The organism is Pseudomonas sp. MEJ108 (assembly GCF_030208985.1).
Taxonomy (GTDB): Bacteria; Pseudomonadota; Gammaproteobacteria; order Pseudomonadales; family Pseudomonadaceae; genus Aquipseudomonas; species Aquipseudomonas fragariae.
The window spans coordinates 23,047-40,345 of sequence record NZ_JARVSW010000079.1; the positions used below are offsets into that span (position 1 = coordinate 23,047).

Annotated in this window: 14 protein-coding genes and 1 pseudogene; 9 read left to right on the forward strand and 6 right to left on the reverse strand. The window is 60.8% G+C overall.

The features are described 5' to 3' along the window. The first annotated feature begins 258 nt into the window (after positions 1 to 258). On the forward strand, positions 259 to 2,550 hold the full coding sequence (locus tag QRN50_RS24815; RefSeq protein ID WP_096127399.1) for a putative bifunctional diguanylate cyclase/phosphodiesterase: 2,292 nt from the start codon (positions 259 to 261) through the stop codon (positions 2,548 to 2,550). A 150-nt stretch (positions 2,551 to 2,700) separates the two neighbouring features. On the opposite strand, the gene QRN50_RS24820 is transcribed toward QRN50_RS24815, so the two are convergent. Beyond that, positions 2,701 to 3,006 carry a DUF2288 domain-containing protein gene (locus tag QRN50_RS24820; RefSeq protein WP_011268691.1) on the reverse strand — a complete coding sequence of 102 codons (306 nt, stop codon included), beginning with the start codon at positions 3,004 to 3,006 and terminating at the stop codon, positions 2,701 to 2,703. Here QRN50_RS24820 and QRN50_RS24825 point away from each other — a divergent pair. From QRN50_RS24825 to QRN50_RS24860, 8 genes and pseudogenes are all read left to right on the forward strand, one after another. Beyond that, positions 3,005 to 3,256: pseudogene (locus QRN50_RS24825) on the forward strand (hypothetical protein); the annotation flags it as partial. The gene QRN50_RS24820 and the pseudogene QRN50_RS24825 sit on opposite strands and share 2 nt — an antisense overlap. 75 nt (positions 3,257 to 3,331) lie before the next feature. Beyond that, positions 3,332 to 4,456 carry a branched-chain amino acid ABC transporter substrate-binding protein gene (locus QRN50_RS24830; protein ID WP_096104125.1) on the forward strand — a complete coding sequence of 375 codons (1,125 nt, stop codon included), beginning with the start codon at positions 3,332 to 3,334 and terminating at the stop codon, positions 4,454 to 4,456. A 227-nt stretch (positions 4,457 to 4,683) separates the two neighbouring features. Further along, entirely contained in the window at positions 4,684 to 5,607 is a 924-nt protein-coding gene (gene livH / locus QRN50_RS24835; RefSeq protein ID WP_010432468.1) for a high-affinity branched-chain amino acid ABC transporter permease LivH, read from the forward strand. Further along, positions 5,604 to 6,869, forward strand: coding sequence for a high-affinity branched-chain amino acid ABC transporter permease LivM (locus QRN50_RS24840; RefSeq protein ID WP_011268694.1), 1,266 nt, complete (start codon positions 5,604 to 5,606; stop codon positions 6,867 to 6,869). The genes livH and QRN50_RS24840 overlap by 4 nt, the downstream gene beginning before the upstream one ends. Next, positions 6,866 to 7,633, forward strand: a complete 768-nt coding sequence (gene livG, locus QRN50_RS24845; RefSeq protein ID WP_011268695.1) for a high-affinity branched-chain amino acid ABC transporter ATP-binding protein LivG — start codon at positions 6,866 to 6,868, stop codon at positions 7,631 to 7,633. Before QRN50_RS24840 ends, livG begins: the two co-directional genes overlap by 4 nt. Further along, positions 7,634 to 8,335, forward strand: coding sequence for an ABC transporter ATP-binding protein (locus QRN50_RS24850; RefSeq protein ID WP_060409748.1), 702 nt, complete (start codon positions 7,634 to 7,636; stop codon positions 8,333 to 8,335). A gap of 256 nt (positions 8,336 to 8,591) precedes the next feature. Next, complete coding sequence (locus QRN50_RS24855; protein ID WP_003314432.1) at positions 8,592 to 9,272, forward strand: COG3650 family protein; 681 nt, start codon at positions 8,592 to 8,594, stop codon at positions 9,270 to 9,272. Between the two features lie 97 nt (positions 9,273 to 9,369). Then, complete coding sequence (locus QRN50_RS24860; RefSeq protein WP_003402342.1) at positions 9,370 to 10,983, forward strand: NAD(P)/FAD-dependent oxidoreductase; 1,614 nt, start codon at positions 9,370 to 9,372, stop codon at positions 10,981 to 10,983. A gap of 219 nt (positions 10,984 to 11,202) precedes the next feature. Here QRN50_RS24860 and QRN50_RS24865 read toward each other — a convergent pair whose 3' ends face one another. From QRN50_RS24865 to dinG, 5 genes are all read right to left on the reverse strand, one after another. Further along, a complete protein-coding gene (locus tag QRN50_RS24865; protein ID WP_003412844.1) occupies positions 11,203 to 11,667 on the reverse strand; it encodes an outer membrane lipoprotein in 465 nt (154 codons plus the stop codon). Between the two features lie 147 nt (positions 11,668 to 11,814). Beyond that, positions 11,815 to 12,462 carry a pyridoxamine 5'-phosphate oxidase gene (gene pdxH / locus QRN50_RS24870; RefSeq protein ID WP_096127400.1) on the reverse strand — a complete coding sequence of 216 codons (648 nt, stop codon included), beginning with the start codon at positions 12,460 to 12,462 and terminating at the stop codon, positions 11,815 to 11,817. 74 nt (positions 12,463 to 12,536) lie between these two features. Beyond that, positions 12,537 to 13,697, reverse strand: coding sequence for an OmpA family protein (locus QRN50_RS24875; protein ID WP_011268698.1), 1,161 nt, complete (start codon positions 13,695 to 13,697; stop codon positions 12,537 to 12,539). Between the two features lie 153 nt (positions 13,698 to 13,850). Beyond that, positions 13,851 to 14,999 (reverse strand): EstA family serine hydrolase, encoded by a 1,149-nt coding sequence (locus QRN50_RS24880; RefSeq protein ID WP_032656741.1) that lies wholly within the window; start codon positions 14,997 to 14,999, stop codon positions 13,851 to 13,853. A 108-nt stretch (positions 15,000 to 15,107) separates the two neighbouring features. Next, entirely contained in the window at positions 15,108 to 17,252 is a 2,145-nt protein-coding gene (gene dinG, locus QRN50_RS24885) for an ATP-dependent DNA helicase DinG (protein ID WP_003402334.1), read from the reverse strand. Positions 17,253 to 17,299 lie beyond the last annotated feature (47 nt).

The window sequence follows — 17,299 nt, forward strand, 5'->3', positions numbered from 1 at the left end:
CTCCGCGATATCCGCAACACCCCCTATCGTGCGCCTGTTCCCGATATCCGCAACACCCCCTATCGTGCCCATGCTCCGCGTGGGTATGTCTTTCCGGACGCTCTGCGTCCTCCCAATCATAGCGTCCAAACGCGCCAGCCATCACTTTGATGCCAAATTGGCACCTCGTGTATTGGCAGGTTGTAAACAGCTTCTATACTCAGCTTACAACGCCAGGCTTTCAGCCCTGGCGCCCTTGCAGTGAGAATAGGGCAAGCTATGGATTGGCTGGGTTTGAACGTATTCGCTGACCCACCAGCGGACGTGAAATTATTGATCGACTGTAGTCACAACCTGTTTCTGGTCGCGCTGGCTTACGGCGTGGCCTGTGCTGCGTGCTTTGCCACGCTGGATATTGCGGACCGTGTCATCCAGGTCGACGCCCTCAAAAGCCGTCGCCTCTGGAAAGCGCTGGGCGCGTTGTGCCTGGCCGGTGGCGTGTGGGCGATGCACTTCATCAGCATGCTGGCCTTTCAGGCACCGCTCAAAATCGCTTACGACCTCTCCATCACGCTGATTTCCCTGCTGATCGTATTGATTACCGCATTGGTGGCCATGCGAGCACTGACCGTCCCGGAACTGACTCTGAGACGCTGCCTGATCAGCGCGGTGGTGATGGGGGTCGGCATCAGCGTCATGCACTACCTGGGCATGTCGGCCATGCGCTCCACTGCCACGCAGTACTACGAGCCGCGGATGTTCGCCCTGTCGATTCTGGTCGCAGTCCTCTCCAGCATTGCGCTCCTGACACTGCCGCGGCACTTGCGCCAGTACAACGGCATGTTTCATCAGATGTTCCGATATGCGGTCAGCCTTCTGCTGGGCGCGGGCCTGTTGACCATGCACCTGATGGGCATGAAGGCGCTGCGGCTGGTGATCCCGGAAGGCACTGAGCTGCACGGGCCCGCCACCGAAAACAGCCAACAGCTGGGGCTGACCATCGCGGCCATCGCCCTGCTGATCATCGCCGGCAGCATCAGTGCGGCAATGGCTGACAAGAAACTGCAAGGCAAGGAGCATGACCTGCAGCGGGTCAATGCACTGCTTACCCAGCTGGATCAGGCACGCGTCTCGCTTCAGCAGGTTGCGCATTACGACCCGCTGACCAATCTGATCAACCGCCGCGGTTTCAATCAGATCTTCGCCGAGAAGCTGCAGGAGCACACTTACAACAACGGCATGCTCGCAGTGATGTTCCTCGACATCGACCACTTCAAGCGCATCAATGACAGCCTGGGCCATGATGCGGGTGACGAGCTGCTCAAAGTGATAGCCGACCGCATCCGTGGTGCTACCCGGGTTCAGGACGTGGTAGCGCGCTTCGGCGGCGATGAATTCTGCATCCTGCTGAGCATTCCGGACTACGAAGAGGCACGACACCTGGCCCATCGAGTCATGCAAAAAATGAAAGAGACCATCGCGCTGGCAGGAAGACGCATGGTCATGACCACCAGTATCGGTATTGCCGTGTTCCCGCGTGACGGTTCGACCTGCGATGAGCTGCTCAAGCACGCGGACCTCGCGCTCTACCAGTCCAAGGACAAAGGGCGCAACGGCGTCAACTTCTTCAACCCGGCGCTCAAGACCAAGGCCAGTCTGGAGCTGCAACTGGAAGAAGAACTGCGCAATGCCCTGCGCGAAGGCACGGGGCTGCAGGTGTACTACCAGCCTATCGTCGACATGCGCACCGGCCACGTTGCCAAGCTCGAGGCGCTGGTGCGCTGGAATCATCCGCACCACGGCCTGCTGGTACCCGCCCGCTTCATCGGCATTGCCGAAGCCAACGGCCTGATTGCAGAGCTGGATAACTGGGTGCTGCGCCGCGCCTGTCACGACCTGCGCACTCTGCATCAGGAAGGGCTGGAACAGCTGATCATCTCGGTCAACTGCTCAGCGCTGACGCTGGGCCGCAACGAGTTGGTCGAAGAGGTTGAACGGGCGCTGGCCGATGCTGACGCAGCGCCTGGACGGCTGGAACTGGAGGTCACCGAAAATGCCTTGATGGGCAACATCAGCAACACCATCCTGATGCTCAAGCACATTCGCAGCCTGGGTGTTTCCCTGTCGATCGACGACTTCGGCACGGGTTACTCGTCGCTCGCCTATCTCAAGCGGCTGCCACTGGACACGCTGAAGATCGACCGTTCGTTCATTATCGACATTCCCCAGTCACCGCAGGATATGGAAATCGTTCAGGCAATCCTCGTCATGGCGCATACCCTGCGCTTGAAAGTCGTGACGGAGGGCGTCGAAACCCAGGCTCAGCTGGAGTTTCTCAGGCAGTTTGGCAGTGATTACGTACAAGGTTATATGTTCAGCAGGCCTCAGCCGCTGGAGCGAATCCTGCCCCTCGCCAGACAGATGAATGAGCGTGAGGCCAGCTTGCAGTGGTCTGCCCTGCCACCACCGTATGCCCACGGACCTGACATCGGGATACCAGAAGCATCGGATGTGTTCGCCGAACTGTCTGACAGTGACGATTTCGCCAGTCACAGACCTGTTCGCACCTGAAGCGGCGCTGCACGGAACCATCGCCGAAAAGCCAGCACAGCCCGCTGAAACCGCCACCTCGAAAGGTGTGGTTTTACGCTACGCGGGCTGCCAAAGAGTTACCTTCCAACTCACCCGGGAAAACCGCAAGGCACTTAACTGGTGCGCAAATCATTCCTGCGCCCTGTTTTGAATCAATACCCAGGGTGCCACTACTACAGCCCACAGCACTGGATCTGTCTCCACCAGCTCAAGCGCCTTGGTTTCAGACACCTTGCCAACCTGCCCCTCAGCCAGCCATGCAGACACCCTGGCTGCATCATTTTCGGCCACTGCCTCGGCGACTTCGATCAAATCCAGAGGCAGCTCGACCCACAACAGGGCACCCTTGGCAAAGAATGGTTGCAATTCAGTCCAGGTGATTGAGGCCGTTTCGCCAAGCAGTTTGGCATAGAGGGTGCTAGGTTCTTGCGTCATGGGTTTCACCAAAAAGAAAATCGGCGCAATGATAGCGCCGAGTTTCCCACCGGCAAGCCCAGAAGCAGGCGATTTATCGCAGGGAAGTGCAGATAACCTTATGGATCTGAAGTGATTTCAGACACTCAAGCGGTTCGATTCTGTAACTTTCTTTCGATTAGGCGACACGCACAGGTTTGTCCCCGGACGCCCGGCTTTCCAAGCCCGCGAACGGCGCTCTAAACTGTTCCGGTACAGTTGGCGGTGCGGGACAACCGGTGATCGAATCGGTCCTGGAGCCTTGGCCATCAGGATTATAAAAACTACAACGCAAGAGTGGAGCATCATGACTAAGGGTACCAATAAGCTTTCAAGGCTGTTTGCCGCACTGGTTATGGCGGGGGTTGCCAGCCATTCGTTCGCAGCTGACACCATCAAGATCGGCATCGCCGGCCCCAAGACCGGCCCTGTCGCCGAATACGGCACCATGCAGTTCAATGGTGCCAGGATGGCCATCGAGCAGATCAACGCCAAAGGCGGCGTAGATGGCAAAAAGCTTGAAGCCGTCGAATATGATGACGCCTGCGATCCGAAACAGGCCGTTGCGGTCGCCAACAAGGTGGTCAACGACGGCGTGAAATACGTGGTCGGCCACCTCTGCTCCAGCTCCGCCCAGCCAGCCTCCGACGTTTACGAAGACGAAGGCATCATCATGGTGACCCCGGCTGCCACCAGCCCGGAAATCACCGCGCGCGGCTACAAACTGGTGTTCCGCACCATCGGTCTCGACAGCGCCCAGGGTCCGGCCGCTGGCAACTACATTGCCGACGTCGCCAAGCCGAAAATCGTTGCAGTGATCCATGACAAGCAGCAGTACGGCGAAGGTATCGCGACAGCCGTCAAGCAAACGCTGGAGAAAAAAGGCGTCAAGGTTGCACTGTTCGAAGGCATCAACGCTGGCGACAAGGACTTCTCGTCGCTGATCGCCAAGCTCAAGCAGGCCAACGTCGACTTCGTCTACTACGGCGGCTACCACCCTGAACTGGGCCAGATCCTGCGCCAGTCCAAGGAAAAAGGCCTGAACGCCAAGTTCATGGGCCCTGAAGGCGTCGGCAACGAGTCGATCTCGCAAATCGCGGGTGATGCTTCGGAAGGCCTGCTGGTTACCCTGCCAAAATCCTTCGACCAGGACCCGGCCAACCAGGCGCTGACCGAGGCCTTCAAGGCCAAGAGTCAGGACCCGAGCGGCCCGTTCGTGTACCCGTCCTACTCCGCCGTACAGGTCATTGCTGACGGCATCGCTGCCGCCAAGTCCGAAGACACCACCAAGGTGGCTGCTGCCATCCACGCCGGTACCTTCAAGACGCCAATGGGCGAGCTGAGCTACGACGAAAAAGGTGACCTGAAGAACTTCCAGTTCGTGGTCTACGAGTGGCACTTCGGCAAGCCCAAGACCGAAGCCGCCAAATAAGCTGCTTGCGTTAACCCTCAAAGCCCACTGCCAGCGCAGTGGGCTTTGTTTTACGAATCCAGGCCCGTACGCAGGTTTCGGCGACCCGAACTGTATGCACGAGGCCCCCTGAAAATCTTAAAACCGTCAATAGCGGTTCCTTGACAGCGCAACAGGCTACGCATCGACAGAATGCCACCCCGGCGCACGTCAGAGAAATGCAGATCAGGTTTTTAGGAGCGCGGTAAATGCCCGAGTTATTCCACTACATGCAGCAGCTGGTCAATGGCCTGACCATTGGCAGTACGTATGCATTGATCGCCATCGGTTACACGATGGTGTACGGCATCATCGGAATGATCAACTTCGCCCATGGCGAGGTGTACATGATCGGTTCCTATGTCGCCTTCATGGCACTCGCCGGTCTGGCGATGCTGGGTATTCACAGCCTGCCGCTGCTGATGATTGCCGGATTTGCCGCTGCGATCATCGTGACCAGTGCCTACGGATACAGCATCGAGCGTGTGGCCTACCGTCCGTTGCGCAACAGCAACCGTCTGATTCCGCTGATTTCTGCGATCGGCATGTCGATCTTTCTGCAGAACTCGGTCCAGCTTTCTCAGGGCTCCGGCAACTTTGCCATCCCCAACCTGCTGCCCGGCAGCCTCTCGTTCGGGCCCGGTGGCGCGCAGGAAGTGCTGATTTCCTACATGCAGATCGTGGTGTTCGTCGTCACCCTGCTGGCCATGACCGGCCTGACCCTGTTCATCTCCCGCTCGCGAATGGGTCGCGCCTGCCGCGCCTGCGCCGAGGACATGAAGATGGCCAATCTGCTGGGGATCAACACCAACAACATCATCGCCCTGACCTTCGTGGTCGGTGCTGCACTGGCCGCCGTCGCCGCCATGCTACTGAGCATGCAATACGGCGTGATCAACCCCAACGCCGGTTTCCTCGTCGGCCTGAAAGCCTTCACGGCTGCGGTATTGGGCGGTATCGGTTCGATCCCGGGTGCCGTGCTCGGTGGTCTGGTGCTGGGCGTCGCCGAAGCCTTCGGTGCCGACATTTTTGGTGATCAGTACAAGGACGTCGTGGCTTTCGGCCTGCTGGTCCTGGTGCTGCTGTTCCGACCGACCGGCATTCTGGGTCGTCCGGAGGTTGAGAAAGTATGAGCAAGTCTTTCAAACAGGCGCTGTTCAGCGCCGCACTGGTCTGGGCTGTAGCCTACCCGGTGTTCGGCCTGAAACTGGCCTTTTCCGGCGTCACCCTGCAAGTGCAGAACGCCAGCCCGCTGACCCTGACCATCATTGCCGTGTGTTCGGTCCTGCTGTTTCTGCGCGTATTGTTTGCCGAGCAGATCAGCGGCCTGCGTCGCGGCTCCGACAAACCGCTGATCCCGCAAAAAACCAGCGACTTCCTGACCCAGCCGAAAACCCAGCGCTGGGGCCTCGCGGCGCTCATCGTGCTAGCCTTCATCTGGCCATTCTTCGGGTCGCGCGGCGCGGTGGACATTGCCACGCTGATCCTGATCTACGTGATGCTCGGCCTCGGCCTGAATATCGTGGTCGGCCTGGCAGGTCTGCTTGACCTGGGCTATGTCGGTTTCTATGCGGTCGGCGCCTACAGCTATGCCCTGCTGTCGCACTATTACGGGCTCGGCTTCTGGATCTGCCTGCCGATCGCGGGGCTGATGGCGGCGCTGTTCGGGTTCCTGCTGGGCTTTCCGGTGTTGCGTCTGCGCGGCGACTATCTGGCCATCGTGACGCTGGGGTTCGGCGAGATCATCCGCATCTTCCTGCGCAACCTGACCGATATCACCGGCGGTCCGAACGGCATCAGCAACATCGAAAAGCCGACCTTCTTCGGCCTGACTTTCGAGCGCAAGGCTGCTGAAGGCATGCAGACCTTCCACGAGTTCTTCGGCCTGCCGTACAACTCGATCAACAAGGTCATCTTCCTCTACCTGATCGCCCTGCTGCTGGCACTGGCGGCGTTGTTCGTCATCAATCGCCTGCTGCGCATGCCGATCGGCCGGGCCTGGGAAGCCCTGCGCGAAGACGAAATCGCCTGCCGCGCACTGGGTCTGAACCCGACCGTGATCAAGCTCTCGGCCTTCACCCTTGGCGCTGCGTTCGCAGGTTTCGCAGGCAGCTTCTTTGCTGCACGCCAGGGTCTGATCACCCCGGAGTCGTTCACCTTCATCGAGTCGGCAATCATCCTGGCCATCGTGGTGCTGGGTGGCATGGGCTCGCAACTGGGCGTGATCCTGGCGGCCATCGTGATGATCCTGTTGCCTGAGCTGATGCGTGAGTTCAGTGACTACCGCATGCTGATGTTCGGCGCGCTGATGGTGCTGATGATGATCTGGCGTCCACAAGGCTTCCTGCCGATGCAACGCCCCGAAATGAAATTGAAAGCGGAGCTGCCGAAATGAGCCGCCCATTACTGCAAGCCACCGGCTTGAGCATGCGTTTTGGCGGCCTGCTGGCGGTCAATGGCGTTGCCCTGACCGTCAATCAAGGGCAGGTCGTATCGATGATCGGCCCCAATGGCGCAGGCAAGACGACAGTTTTCAACTGCCTGACCGGGTTCTACCGGCCGAGCGCGGGCACGATTCTGCTCGACGGTGAGCCGATCCAGGGCCTGGCTGGTCACCAGATCGCGCGCAAGGGCGTGGTGCGTACCTTCCAGAACGTGCGCCTGTTCAAGGACATGACCGCCGTGGAAAACCTGCTGGTTGCCCAGCACCGGCATTTGAACACCAACTTCCTGTCCGGCCTGTTCAAGACGCCCGCGTTTCGCCGCAGCGAACGTGAAGCCATGGACTACGCCGAGCACTGGCTTGAGGCGGTCAACCTGCGTGAATTCGCCAATCGCCCTGCCGGGACGCTGGCCTATGGTCAGCAACGCCGCCTGGAAATCGCCCGCTGCATGATGACGCGTCCGCGCATTCTGATGCTCGACGAACCGGCAGCGGGTCTGAACCCCAGGGAAACTGATGATCTGAAAGCGCTGATCGGCGTGTTGCGCAGCGAGCACAACGCGACGGTCCTGCTGATCGAGCATGACATGAAACTGGTGATGAGCATTTCCGACCACATTGTGGTGATCAACCAGGGCACGCCTCTGGCCGATGGCACGCCGGAACAGATTCGTGACAATCCCGATGTGATCAAAGCCTACCTGGGGGAAGCGTAAATGCTGCAGTTCGAAAACGTTTCCACCTTCTACGGCAAGATCCAGGCGCTGCACAGCGTCAACGTGGAAGTACGCCAGGGTGAAATTGTCACCCTGATCGGCGCCAACGGCGCGGGCAAGTCCACCCTGCTGATGACCCTGTGCGGCTCGCCGCGCGCCAACAGCGGCAGTATTTGCTACATGGGCGAGGAACTGGTCGGGCTGGAGTCGTCGATCATCATGCGCAAGAGCATTGCCGTGGTGCCGGAAGGCCGCCGGGTATTTGCGCGCCTGACCGTTGAAGAGAACCTGGCAATGGGCGGTTTCTTCACGCAAAAGGAGGATTATCAGGAACAGATGGACAAGGTCCTGCAGCTTTTTCCCCGCCTCAAGGAACGCTTCAATCAGCGCGGCGGCACCATGTCCGGTGGCGAACAGCAGATGCTGGCCATCGGTCGCGCACTGATGAGCAAGCCCAAGCTGCTGTTGCTGGACGAGCCTTCACTGGGTCTGGCGCCGATCATCATCCAGCAGATTTTCGAGATCGTCGAACAGCTACGCCGCGATGGCGTGACGGTGTTTCTGGTCGAACAGAACGCCAACCAGGCCCTGAAAGTCGCTGATCGCGCCTACGTACTGGAAAACGGCCGCGTGGTCATGCAAGGCACAGGCGAAGAACTGCTGGTCGATCCGAAAGTGCGGGACGCGTATCTGGGCGGCTAAGCGCACGCCACGTCCCGAGAGGCCGAAACGGTTTTGCAGGAGCGAATCGGGCGATGCTTCGCCTGTTCGAGAAGGCGTTCGTTTAAACGATGTATTTTCGTCGAACAAAACGCCCCTTTCGCGAACACGTTCGCTCCTACTGTCAGAGTCAGGCCTGCACGATAGTCAAAGCCACTGCTCGCGCGATAAGCATCCAGACCCTTGTGATGCACCTCCAGTCTGAGTAACGTGGCGGCACTTGTCTGGAGACCACATCATGTTTGCTGCCCGTTCCGTCCTCGTATTTGCTCTTCTACCGCTGTTTGCCGGGTGTCAGTTGCTCGGTAAACAGACCGAGGAACCGAAGGTTTCCACGGCGGGCATGCTCCGCATGCAGGGCGATCTGACCGGGGAGAACGGCCAGTTGCTGTTCAAGCCGTGTAACGAGCAGCGTCGCTACGTGGTCAAGGATCGCGGCAACACCGGCATTCTGCAGGAAGCGGCCTCGCTGGCGGACAGCAAGGGCACGGTGTTTGCCGATCTGCGCGGCAGCTTTGCCGCGAGCAAGGCGGCCAACAGTGACGGTCAGCTGGACCTGCATCAGCTGTACCGCGTCGAACGTCCAGGCCAGGCCTGTGAAGACCTCAACTTCAAACGCCTGACATTGCACGTCAATGGCAACAAACCCGCCTGGAACGTCAATGTCAGCGGCAAGGGCATGGTTCTGGAGCGCGAGGGCGTCGCGCCACTGGCGTTGCCCTACGTGGAAGAGAAGCTGCCGGACGGCAGTTTCAGCGTCAGCAGCGAAGCCAACAACCAGCGTATCGAGATCTGGGTCGCACCACAGCGCTGCGTCGACAGTGTCGACGGCTCGGTGCAACACCTCACCGCAGAGCTGCGCATCAACGGCCAGGCCCAGCGTGGCTGCGGTTATTACGGCGGTTCACGCGACGACTGATCGCCCAGGCTCGCCGCCAAAGGGGTTCAGCGCTTATAATCGCCGGTTCTTGTAGTGCTGTCGGGCTGAACCTGCGGCCCGAAAACTGGACCCCTTAATGTTACGAATCACCGAACTCAAGCTGCCGATCGATCATCCGGAAGAAGACCTGCGCGTTGCGCTCTTGAAGCACCTGGGTATCGACAGCGGCGAACTGCTGGACTTTACCCTCTTCAAACGCAGTTACGACGCGCGCAAAAAGTCTTCCGAGCTGTGCTTCATCTACACCATCGACTTCCAGGTCAAGGATGAAGAGGCACTGTTGCGCAAGCTGGCCAACGACCGCCACGTCGGCCCGGCACCTGATGTCAGCTACAAAGTCGTCGGTCACGCTCCCGAGGGGCTGACAGAGCGCCCGATCGTCGTAGGTTTCGGGCCCTGCGGTATCTTTGCCGGGCTGCTGCTGGCGCAGATGGGCTTCAAGCCGATCATCCTCGAGCGCGGCACCGAAGTTCGTCAGCGCACCAAGGACACCTGGGCGCTGTGGCGCAAAAACGTACTCAACCCCGAGTCCAACGTGCAGTTTGGCGAGGGCGGTGCCGGGACCTTTTCCGACGGCAAGCTTTACAGCCAGATCAAGGACCCGAAATTCATCGGCCGCAAGGTGCTGCACGAGTTCGTGAAGGCCGGCGCGCCGGAAGAAATCCTCTATGTCAGCAAACCGCATATCGGCACGTTCCGCCTGACCGGTGTGGTCGAGAACATGCGCCATCAGATCGAAGCGCTGGGCGGCGAAGTGCGCTTTCAGCAGCGCGTGACCGACGTGATGATCGAGGACGGCCAATTGCTGGGCGTGCAGCTGGACAGCGGCGAACAGCTCGAGTCCCGGCACGTGATTCTGGCGCTGGGCCACAGTGCCCGTGACACCTTCCGCATGCTGCACGGCCGTGGCGTGTTCATGGAAGCCAAGCCGTTCTCGGTGGGCTTCCGCATCGAACACCCGCAATCGTTGATCGACCGCGCGCGACTGGGCAAATATGCCGGTCACCCGAAGCTCGGCGCAGCCGATTACAAACTGGTGCACCACGCCAGCAACGGCCGCTCGGTCTACAGCTTCTGCATGTGCCCTGGCGGCACGGTCGTGGCAGCCACGTCAGAGCCCGGCCGAGTGGTCACCAACGGCATGAGCCAATACTCGCGCAACGAGCGCAATGCCAACTCGGGCATCGTGGTCGGTATCTCGCCGGAACAGGACTACCCGGGCAGCCCGCTGGCCGGTATCGAATTGCAGGAGCGTCTGGAGTCTCACGCCTATCTGCTCGGCGGCAGCAGTTACGAGGCCCCTGCGCAACTGGTCGGCGACTTCATTGCCGGCAGGGCCTCGACAGCCCTGGGCAGCGTTGAACCGTCCTACAAGCCGGGCGTGAAGCTGGTGGACCTTGCCGAGGCCCTACCCGCCTTTGCCATCGAAGCCATTCGTGAAGCCCTGCCGGCGTTCGACAAGCAGATCAAAGGCTTCTCGCTGCACGACGCCGTGCTGACCGGCATCGAAACCCGCACCTCGGCACCGCTGCGCATTACCCGCGGGCCGACTATGCAGAGCCTGAACACCAAAGGCCTATACCCGGCCGGTGAAGGCGCTGGCTATGCGGGCGGGATTCTTTCGGCTGGCGTAGACGGCATTCGGGTGGCCGAAGCGCTGGTGCGCGACATGCTGGGGATCGAGGGCTGAGCCCAGGGTGACTATCGTTCCCGCGATCCGTGCGGGAATGTATTTCATGACGCGCCGCGTCACACATAAAAGCTGCGGTTCACCGTCAGGATCGGACGCGGAGCGTCCAGAACTGCATGCCAACGCAGAGCATTGGCACGATATTCACGCGCATGCGTGGCGCACCAATAAAAAACCCCGAGCATTGCGGCTCGGGGTTTTGCTGTGCGGTATTGCAGATCAGTGGGTAACGCGGCTGGTGCCGTTGACGCTCATGATGCGCACGCGCTCGCCGACCCGGAAAATCTCGTTTTCCTGAACCTGCTGCACGTAGGCACGCATGCTGCCGTCATCCTCACGCACGGTGATTTCAACACCTTGCGTACGGGTCAGGCCTTCCTCGGTCGCCGAACCCAGCAAACCACCGGCCACTGCGCCGATCACCGCTGCCACGATACTGCCGCGACCACCGCCGATGGCGCTACCGCCCACACCACCAACGACTGCACCCGCCGCGCCGCCGATCGGGGTCTTGGTGCCCTCGATCTTGACCGGACGCAAGGATTCGATCGTCCCCATGCGAACTGTCTGTACGGTCCTGGCCTCGTCACGGGAATAGGAATCACCGGTCAGATTCGAGGTACAGCCGCCCAGCATCAGAGCCATGGCAGTGAACGAAGCAACCAGAAGAGCAGACTTGCGCATAAAAGGAATCTCCAGAGGAATCAGTGGCCATTAGACTACCCGACAAAGGTGCTGTCACGGCCCCGAGCCTGCAAATTAAATTGATTCAGGCCTCATACAGCCATAGCCCGTATAACGCTCAGACGATTGGCCAAACGAATAATTCAATCAGGGTGCAAGGCGCTCACGTGTCCATCTGTCGTCTATCAAACGATAGTTCAAACGGTCGTGAAGTCGACTGGAGCGACCCTGCCAGAACTCGATTCGCTCGGGCAAAAGACGATAGCCACCCCAGTGCTCGGGGCAGTGTGGCTGGGTGTCTGCGAAGCGTTGTTCCGTCTGTCTGATCAGGCCTTCCAGTTCGTCGCGATCCGCGATTACACGACTCTGTGGCGAGGCCCATGCCCCCAGACGACTGCCTAGGGGGCGCACCTGGTAATAAGCGTCGGACTCTTGCGCAGAGACTTTCTCGACCCGCCCCTCGATACGCACCTGGCGCTCCAGTGTCGGCCAGAAGAAAGTCATCGCGGCAAATGGACGGTCAGCCAGTTGCTGGCCCTTGGCGCTTTCGTAGTTGGTGAAAAACGTGAAACCCTGAGTGTCGAGGCCCTTGAGCAGCAAGACGCGGCAATGTGGACGTCCTTCCTCATCAACCGTCGCCAATGTCATGGCGTTAGCCTCGACAGGCGGCTGCTCGGTGTTCACCGCGTCGGCAAACCATGCATGAAAGAGTGCAAAGGGCTCGTCCGGCGATTGCGCTTCGGTCAACCCGTCGCGCGTGTAATCACGGCGCATATCGGCCAGGGTCTGGGTCATGGTCTGGTTCCTGCGAGGTCACGGATCGACTCCACGCGAAGCGTCAGTGACGATCCGCGTGGGTGCTGACAGGCTTAGTTACTGGCCTGGCTGTCATCCTTCTTGGCGGGCGTTGTGCTCTTGGCCGGAGCCTTGGCCGCCGCTTTGGTCGCTGCCGGCTTCTTGGCCGCTGCCGTGGTCTTGGCTGGCGCGGCCTTCTTGGCGGTGCTGGCCTTGGCCGGTGCAGCTTTCTTGGCGGTGTCTTTCTTCGCAGCGGCTTTCTTCGCCGGTGCGGCGGCAGGTGCCGGAGCAACCGGCTTGACGTCCTGGGTAGCAACCATGGTCGGCGCCACTGGCGGCAGTGCATAGCGGCTCATCAGCGCGCGCATGGTGTCCTGCGGCGTCATGAGAATCTCGACCCGGCGGTTGAGCGCACGACCCTGCAGGCTGTCGTTGGCGGCGCGCGGCATCACCGCACCCATGCCACGCTGGCTGAGGCGGTTACGCTCCAGGCCACTGAGACGGAAAATCGCGGCAACCGACTGCGCGCGTTCCTGGCTGATCTTCTGGTTGGCGTCGGTAGGACCCGACGTGTCGGCATGACCGAGAATCAACACGGCAGTTTTCTGATCGCCTTCGACCACCTTGGCCAGACGGGTGATCGGACCCAGCGTGTTGGGCAGCAGCATGGCTGGACGGTCGGGGTTGAACGAGCTGTCGACTGGCGCGGTGATTGCCAGCAGGTCTTCGCGGCGCTCCAGCTGGAACGGGCTGTCCTTGATTGCAGCGCGCAGGCGCGGCTCGTACTCGTCCAGCCACGCCTGGGTCACTTTCGGATCAGGCATCGGCAGCGCTTTAGGCTCGTCCTTGGCGGAGTCGTTGCCAAACGGCCACCACCACTTGGTGTCGGTTTCCGACTTGGCGACCATCGAAGGCGCCGCTGGCTTGGCTGCCGGTTTGTCGGCAACGGCATCAGGTTTGGCCTGAGCACTGTCGCTGGAGCCGAACGGCCAGTACCACGGCGCGCTGTTTTCAGCACCCGTCGCAGGCGGCGGCGTTGCAGCAGCCTTGGCAACCGGAGCGGGCGCCGGGCTCGGTGCCGGAGCCTTGGCAGCGGTGCCTGCGTCAGCGGACTCGCTGCCGGAACCGAACTGCCACCAATGGCCTCCGGTTGCAGCAGAGTCGGATTGTGGGGTTTGGGCACAGCCGGTCACGGCGATGCACAGGGCGAGAACGAGGCTTTTATTAGACGACATGGGTAACCCGCAACGGTTTTGATCAGACAGAAGGACGTAACTACGCCGGTATAACATGCATAAAGATGCAGTTGGAAAAAGAAACCGTCGTACGGTTCCTGTTACAGCCATTTAACTGACAGTCGGTATGAAACAAGCACTTATAGCCGATACTTACTGCAAACACTCACGCAGAACCCCGACCAGTTTCTGAGCGCGTGGGTCCATCAGAATGTAGGGCCCCAACGTATTGGTAACGAAGCCAAAGGCAACCTCGTGATCGGGATCGGCAAACCCTACCGAACCGCCCGCCCCCGGATGGCCAAAGGCCTTGGGCCCCAGGCCGTAAGTCGCATTGGCAACGCCCGGCTGATCGAGCATGCAGCCCAGTCCCAGACGGGTCGAGGTCAGTAATGTCTTGTCCTGACCGAGGCTGTGTTCACGGGTCAGCTCGCTGAGCATGTCTGCTTCAAGCAGGCTGCCATCGAGCAAACCGTTATAGAAACCGGCAAGACTGCGCGCATTGCCGTGGCCGTTGGCCGCCGGTTGCTGCATGCGCCGCCACTCCGGCTTGTTGGTGCTGGTCATGATCGACGGCGGGTTGGTAAACGCCTTGGCGGTGATCGAAGCCGGCTCGCGCATCGTCGCCTGCAGCACGCGCTGGGCAGCGTCGTCACCGGCATTGCCTTTGCCACGCGCGATGTGGGCAACGCGATGAAACTGGTCATCGGCCAGGCCCACATGAAAATCCAGCCCCAGCGGGCGGGCAATACGCGCCGCAATGGACTCCCCCGGGCCCCGGCCATCGGCGCGGCGCAGCATCTCGCCCACCAGCCAGCCATAGGTGATCGCCGCATAACCATGCCCCTGGCCCGGGGTCCACCAGGGTTCTTCGGCTGCCAGGGCGGCGGTCATGGTGTCCCACTGGTAAAGCGCTTCGGCAGGCAACGGTTCACGCAACGCGGGCAGGCCGGCCTGATGGCAGAGCAATTGGCGCAGAGTGATGGAAGCCTTGCCCGCCGCAGCGAATTCGGGCCAGAGCCTGGCCACGGGTTCGTCCAGCTGCAACTTGCCCTCTTCGACCAGTTGCAGAACCGCCACGCTGGTGAAGGTCTTGGTGCAGGAAAACAGATTGAGAATAGTGTCGGTGTGCCACGCCTCGGCACCGTCCTTGTCGGCAGTGCCCGCCCACAGATCGATGACGGTCTGGCCGCCGACCTGAATGCACAAGGCAGCGCCGCGCTCCTGGGGGTCGTCAAAGAGCGCCGCAAAGGCTTCACGTACTGCTTCGAATTGAAGTTCGTAATGACCCTGGATCTGCAACGGCTGACTCCTGACTGCAACATGAGCCCGACGACAGGCTAAACGGCCCGTATTGTTTCAGTGATCGAGCGCTTTGGGAACAGATGTGAAACGCTCTTCATCTTTGGCTCACGTTATTTCCCGGCGGAACGGTGGCAGCGCATTGAGAATCGCCTTGCCATAGCGCTGGGTGACCACCCGCCGGTCCAGCAGCGTGATGGTGCCGCGGTCCTCTTCGGTGCGCAGCAAGCGGCCACAGGCCTGCACCAGACGCAACGAGGCATCGGGCACGGCGATCTCCATGAACGGGTTGCCACCACGCGCTTCGATCCACTCGGCCAGCGCAGCCTCGACCGGGTCATCCGGCACCGCGAACGGGATCTTGGCGATGACCACGTGTTCGCAGTAGGCGCCGGGCAAATCCACACCCTCGGCGAAGCTGGCCAGCCCGAACAGTACGCTGGACTCGCCGCTGTCGACGCGTGCCTTGTGCTTGTTGAGGGTTTCCTGTTTGGACAGGTTGCCCTGAATGAACACCTGCTTGCGCCAGTCACGGTCCAGGCCGTCGAACACATCCTGCATCTGCTTGCGCGACGAATACAGCACCAGCGTGCCTCGCGAACCTTCCACCAGACCGGGCAGGTCGCGAATGATCGCGGCGGTATGCGCCACCGAGTCACGCGGGTCGGCCTTGAGGTCGGGTACGCGCAGCACGCCGGCATCAGCGTGATGGAACGGGCTTGGCACCACCGCGGTCACCGCCCCCTTGGGCAGGCCGGCGCGCATGCGATAGCGGTCGAACTTGCCCAGCGCGGTCAGGGTCGCCGAGGTGACCAGCGCTCCGTAGGCGATGTTCCACAAGTTGCGACGCAGCATTTCCGCCGCCAGGATCGGGCTGGCATTGACCTCGATATCGAACATTGCACCGCTGTCGGCCAGGGTCAGCCAGCGCGCCATTGGCGGGCTGTCTTCCGGGTCTTCCGCGGTGAAGGCTGTCCACAATTCCCAGTTGCCATGCGCGCGAGCCAGCAGGCTGCCGAACAGCGGATACCATTCTTCGGCCTGATGGCTGGCGATGCCGATGTTGACCTCACCGTCCATGCCTTCCTTGAGCAGCTCGGTCAGGCGCGTGAACAGGTCGTCGAGGCGCGCGAAGCCCTTCTTGAGCTCGATGCCCATCTCGCGAATGTGCTCGGGAATCACGCCGCCGACAAAGCGGTGACGTGGACGCTCGCGGCCCTGCATGTCCTCACCGGCGCGGAAATCCGCCAGTTGCTCGCAGGCACCGAACATGAACTGCTGATGGCCCTTGATCTCGCGGGCCAGCTCCGGCACCTGCTCGATCAGCTTGCCCAGATCGCCGGGCAGCGGATGCTGGGCCAGCAGCTTGGCGAGGTTCTTGGCGGTCTGTTCCAGCCAGTCGGCGGTCGATTTCAATCGGGTGTAGTGGGCAAAGTGGCCGATGGCCTTGTCCGGCAGGTGATGACCTTCGTCGAAGACATACAGGGTGTCACGCGGGTCCGGCAGCACCGCACCGCCGCCCAGTGCCAGGTCGGCCAGCACCATGTCGTGGTTGGTGACAATCACATCGACCTTGCCCATGCCTTCACGCGCCTTATAGAAGGCGCACTGCTGAAAGTTGGGGCAGTGCCGGTTGGTGCACTGGCTGTGATCGGTGGTCAGACGCGCCCAGTCCTGATCGGCGAGTTCCTGCGGCCAGCTGTCGCGATCGCCGTCCCACTTGTTGCCCGCCAGCTTCTGCAACATGCTGGTGAAAAGCTTCTGGCTGGCCTCATCGACTTCGATCTTGAAGCCCTCTTCCTCGAACAGTTGCGCGGTCGCGTTGGTCGCGTCACTTTCCTGCAGCAATGCGTCGAGCTTGGACAGGCACATGTAACGCCCGCGCCCCTTGGCCAGGGCGAAGGTAAAATTCAGACCGCTGTTGCGCATCAGGTCCGGCAGGTCCTTGTAGACGATCTGCTCCTGCAGGGCGACGGTCGCGGTGGCGATCACCAGCCGCTTGCCTGCCGCCTTGGCGGTGGGGATCGAGGCGATGGCGTAAGCCACGGTCTTGCCGGTACCCGTTCCGGCTTCGACGGCCACTACCGCAGGATCGCCCGAACGACGGCCCTCTTCATCGGTGTCAATGTCCCCCAGCACCTTGGCGACTTCAGCGATCATCAATCGCTGGCCATAGCGTGGCTTGAGGCTCTTGGCTTCGAGGAAACGCGAGTAAGCGCCCTGGATCTGGGTTTTGAGTTCGGTACTGATCATTGGCTTCGGTTCGGGGGCACGGCTAAAAAGGCTGGATAAATTTTCAG

Coding starts and splice junctions, on each gene's coding strand:
- QRN50_RS24815 (WP_096127399.1), top strand. CDS start 259: ATGGATTGGCTGGGTTTGAACGTATTCGCTGACCCACCAGCGGACGTG.
- QRN50_RS24820 (WP_011268691.1), bottom strand. CDS start 3,006: ATGACGCAAGAACCTAGCACCCTCTATGCCAAACTGCTTGGCGAAACG.
- QRN50_RS24830 (WP_096104125.1), top strand. CDS start 3,332: ATGACTAAGGGTACCAATAAGCTTTCAAGGCTGTTTGCCGCACTGGTT.
- livH (WP_010432468.1), top strand. CDS start 4,684: ATGCCCGAGTTATTCCACTACATGCAGCAGCTGGTCAATGGCCTGACC.
- QRN50_RS24840 (WP_011268694.1), top strand. CDS start 5,604: ATGAGCAAGTCTTTCAAACAGGCGCTGTTCAGCGCCGCACTGGTCTGG.
- livG (WP_011268695.1), top strand. CDS start 6,866: ATGAGCCGCCCATTACTGCAAGCCACCGGCTTGAGCATGCGTTTTGGC.
- QRN50_RS24850 (WP_060409748.1), top strand. CDS start 7,634: ATGCTGCAGTTCGAAAACGTTTCCACCTTCTACGGCAAGATCCAGGCG.
- QRN50_RS24855 (WP_003314432.1), top strand. CDS start 8,592: ATGTTTGCTGCCCGTTCCGTCCTCGTATTTGCTCTTCTACCGCTGTTT.
- QRN50_RS24860 (WP_003402342.1), top strand. CDS start 9,370: ATGTTACGAATCACCGAACTCAAGCTGCCGATCGATCATCCGGAAGAA.
- QRN50_RS24865 (WP_003412844.1), bottom strand. CDS start 11,667: ATGCGCAAGTCTGCTCTTCTGGTTGCTTCGTTCACTGCCATGGCTCTG.
- pdxH (WP_096127400.1), bottom strand. CDS start 12,462: ATGACCCAGACCCTGGCCGATATGCGCCGTGATTACACGCGCGACGGG.
- QRN50_RS24875 (WP_011268698.1), bottom strand. CDS start 13,697: ATGTCGTCTAATAAAAGCCTCGTTCTCGCCCTGTGCATCGCCGTGACC.
- dinG (WP_003402334.1), bottom strand. CDS start 17,252: ATGATCAGTACCGAACTCAAAACCCAGATCCAGGGCGCTTACTCGCGT.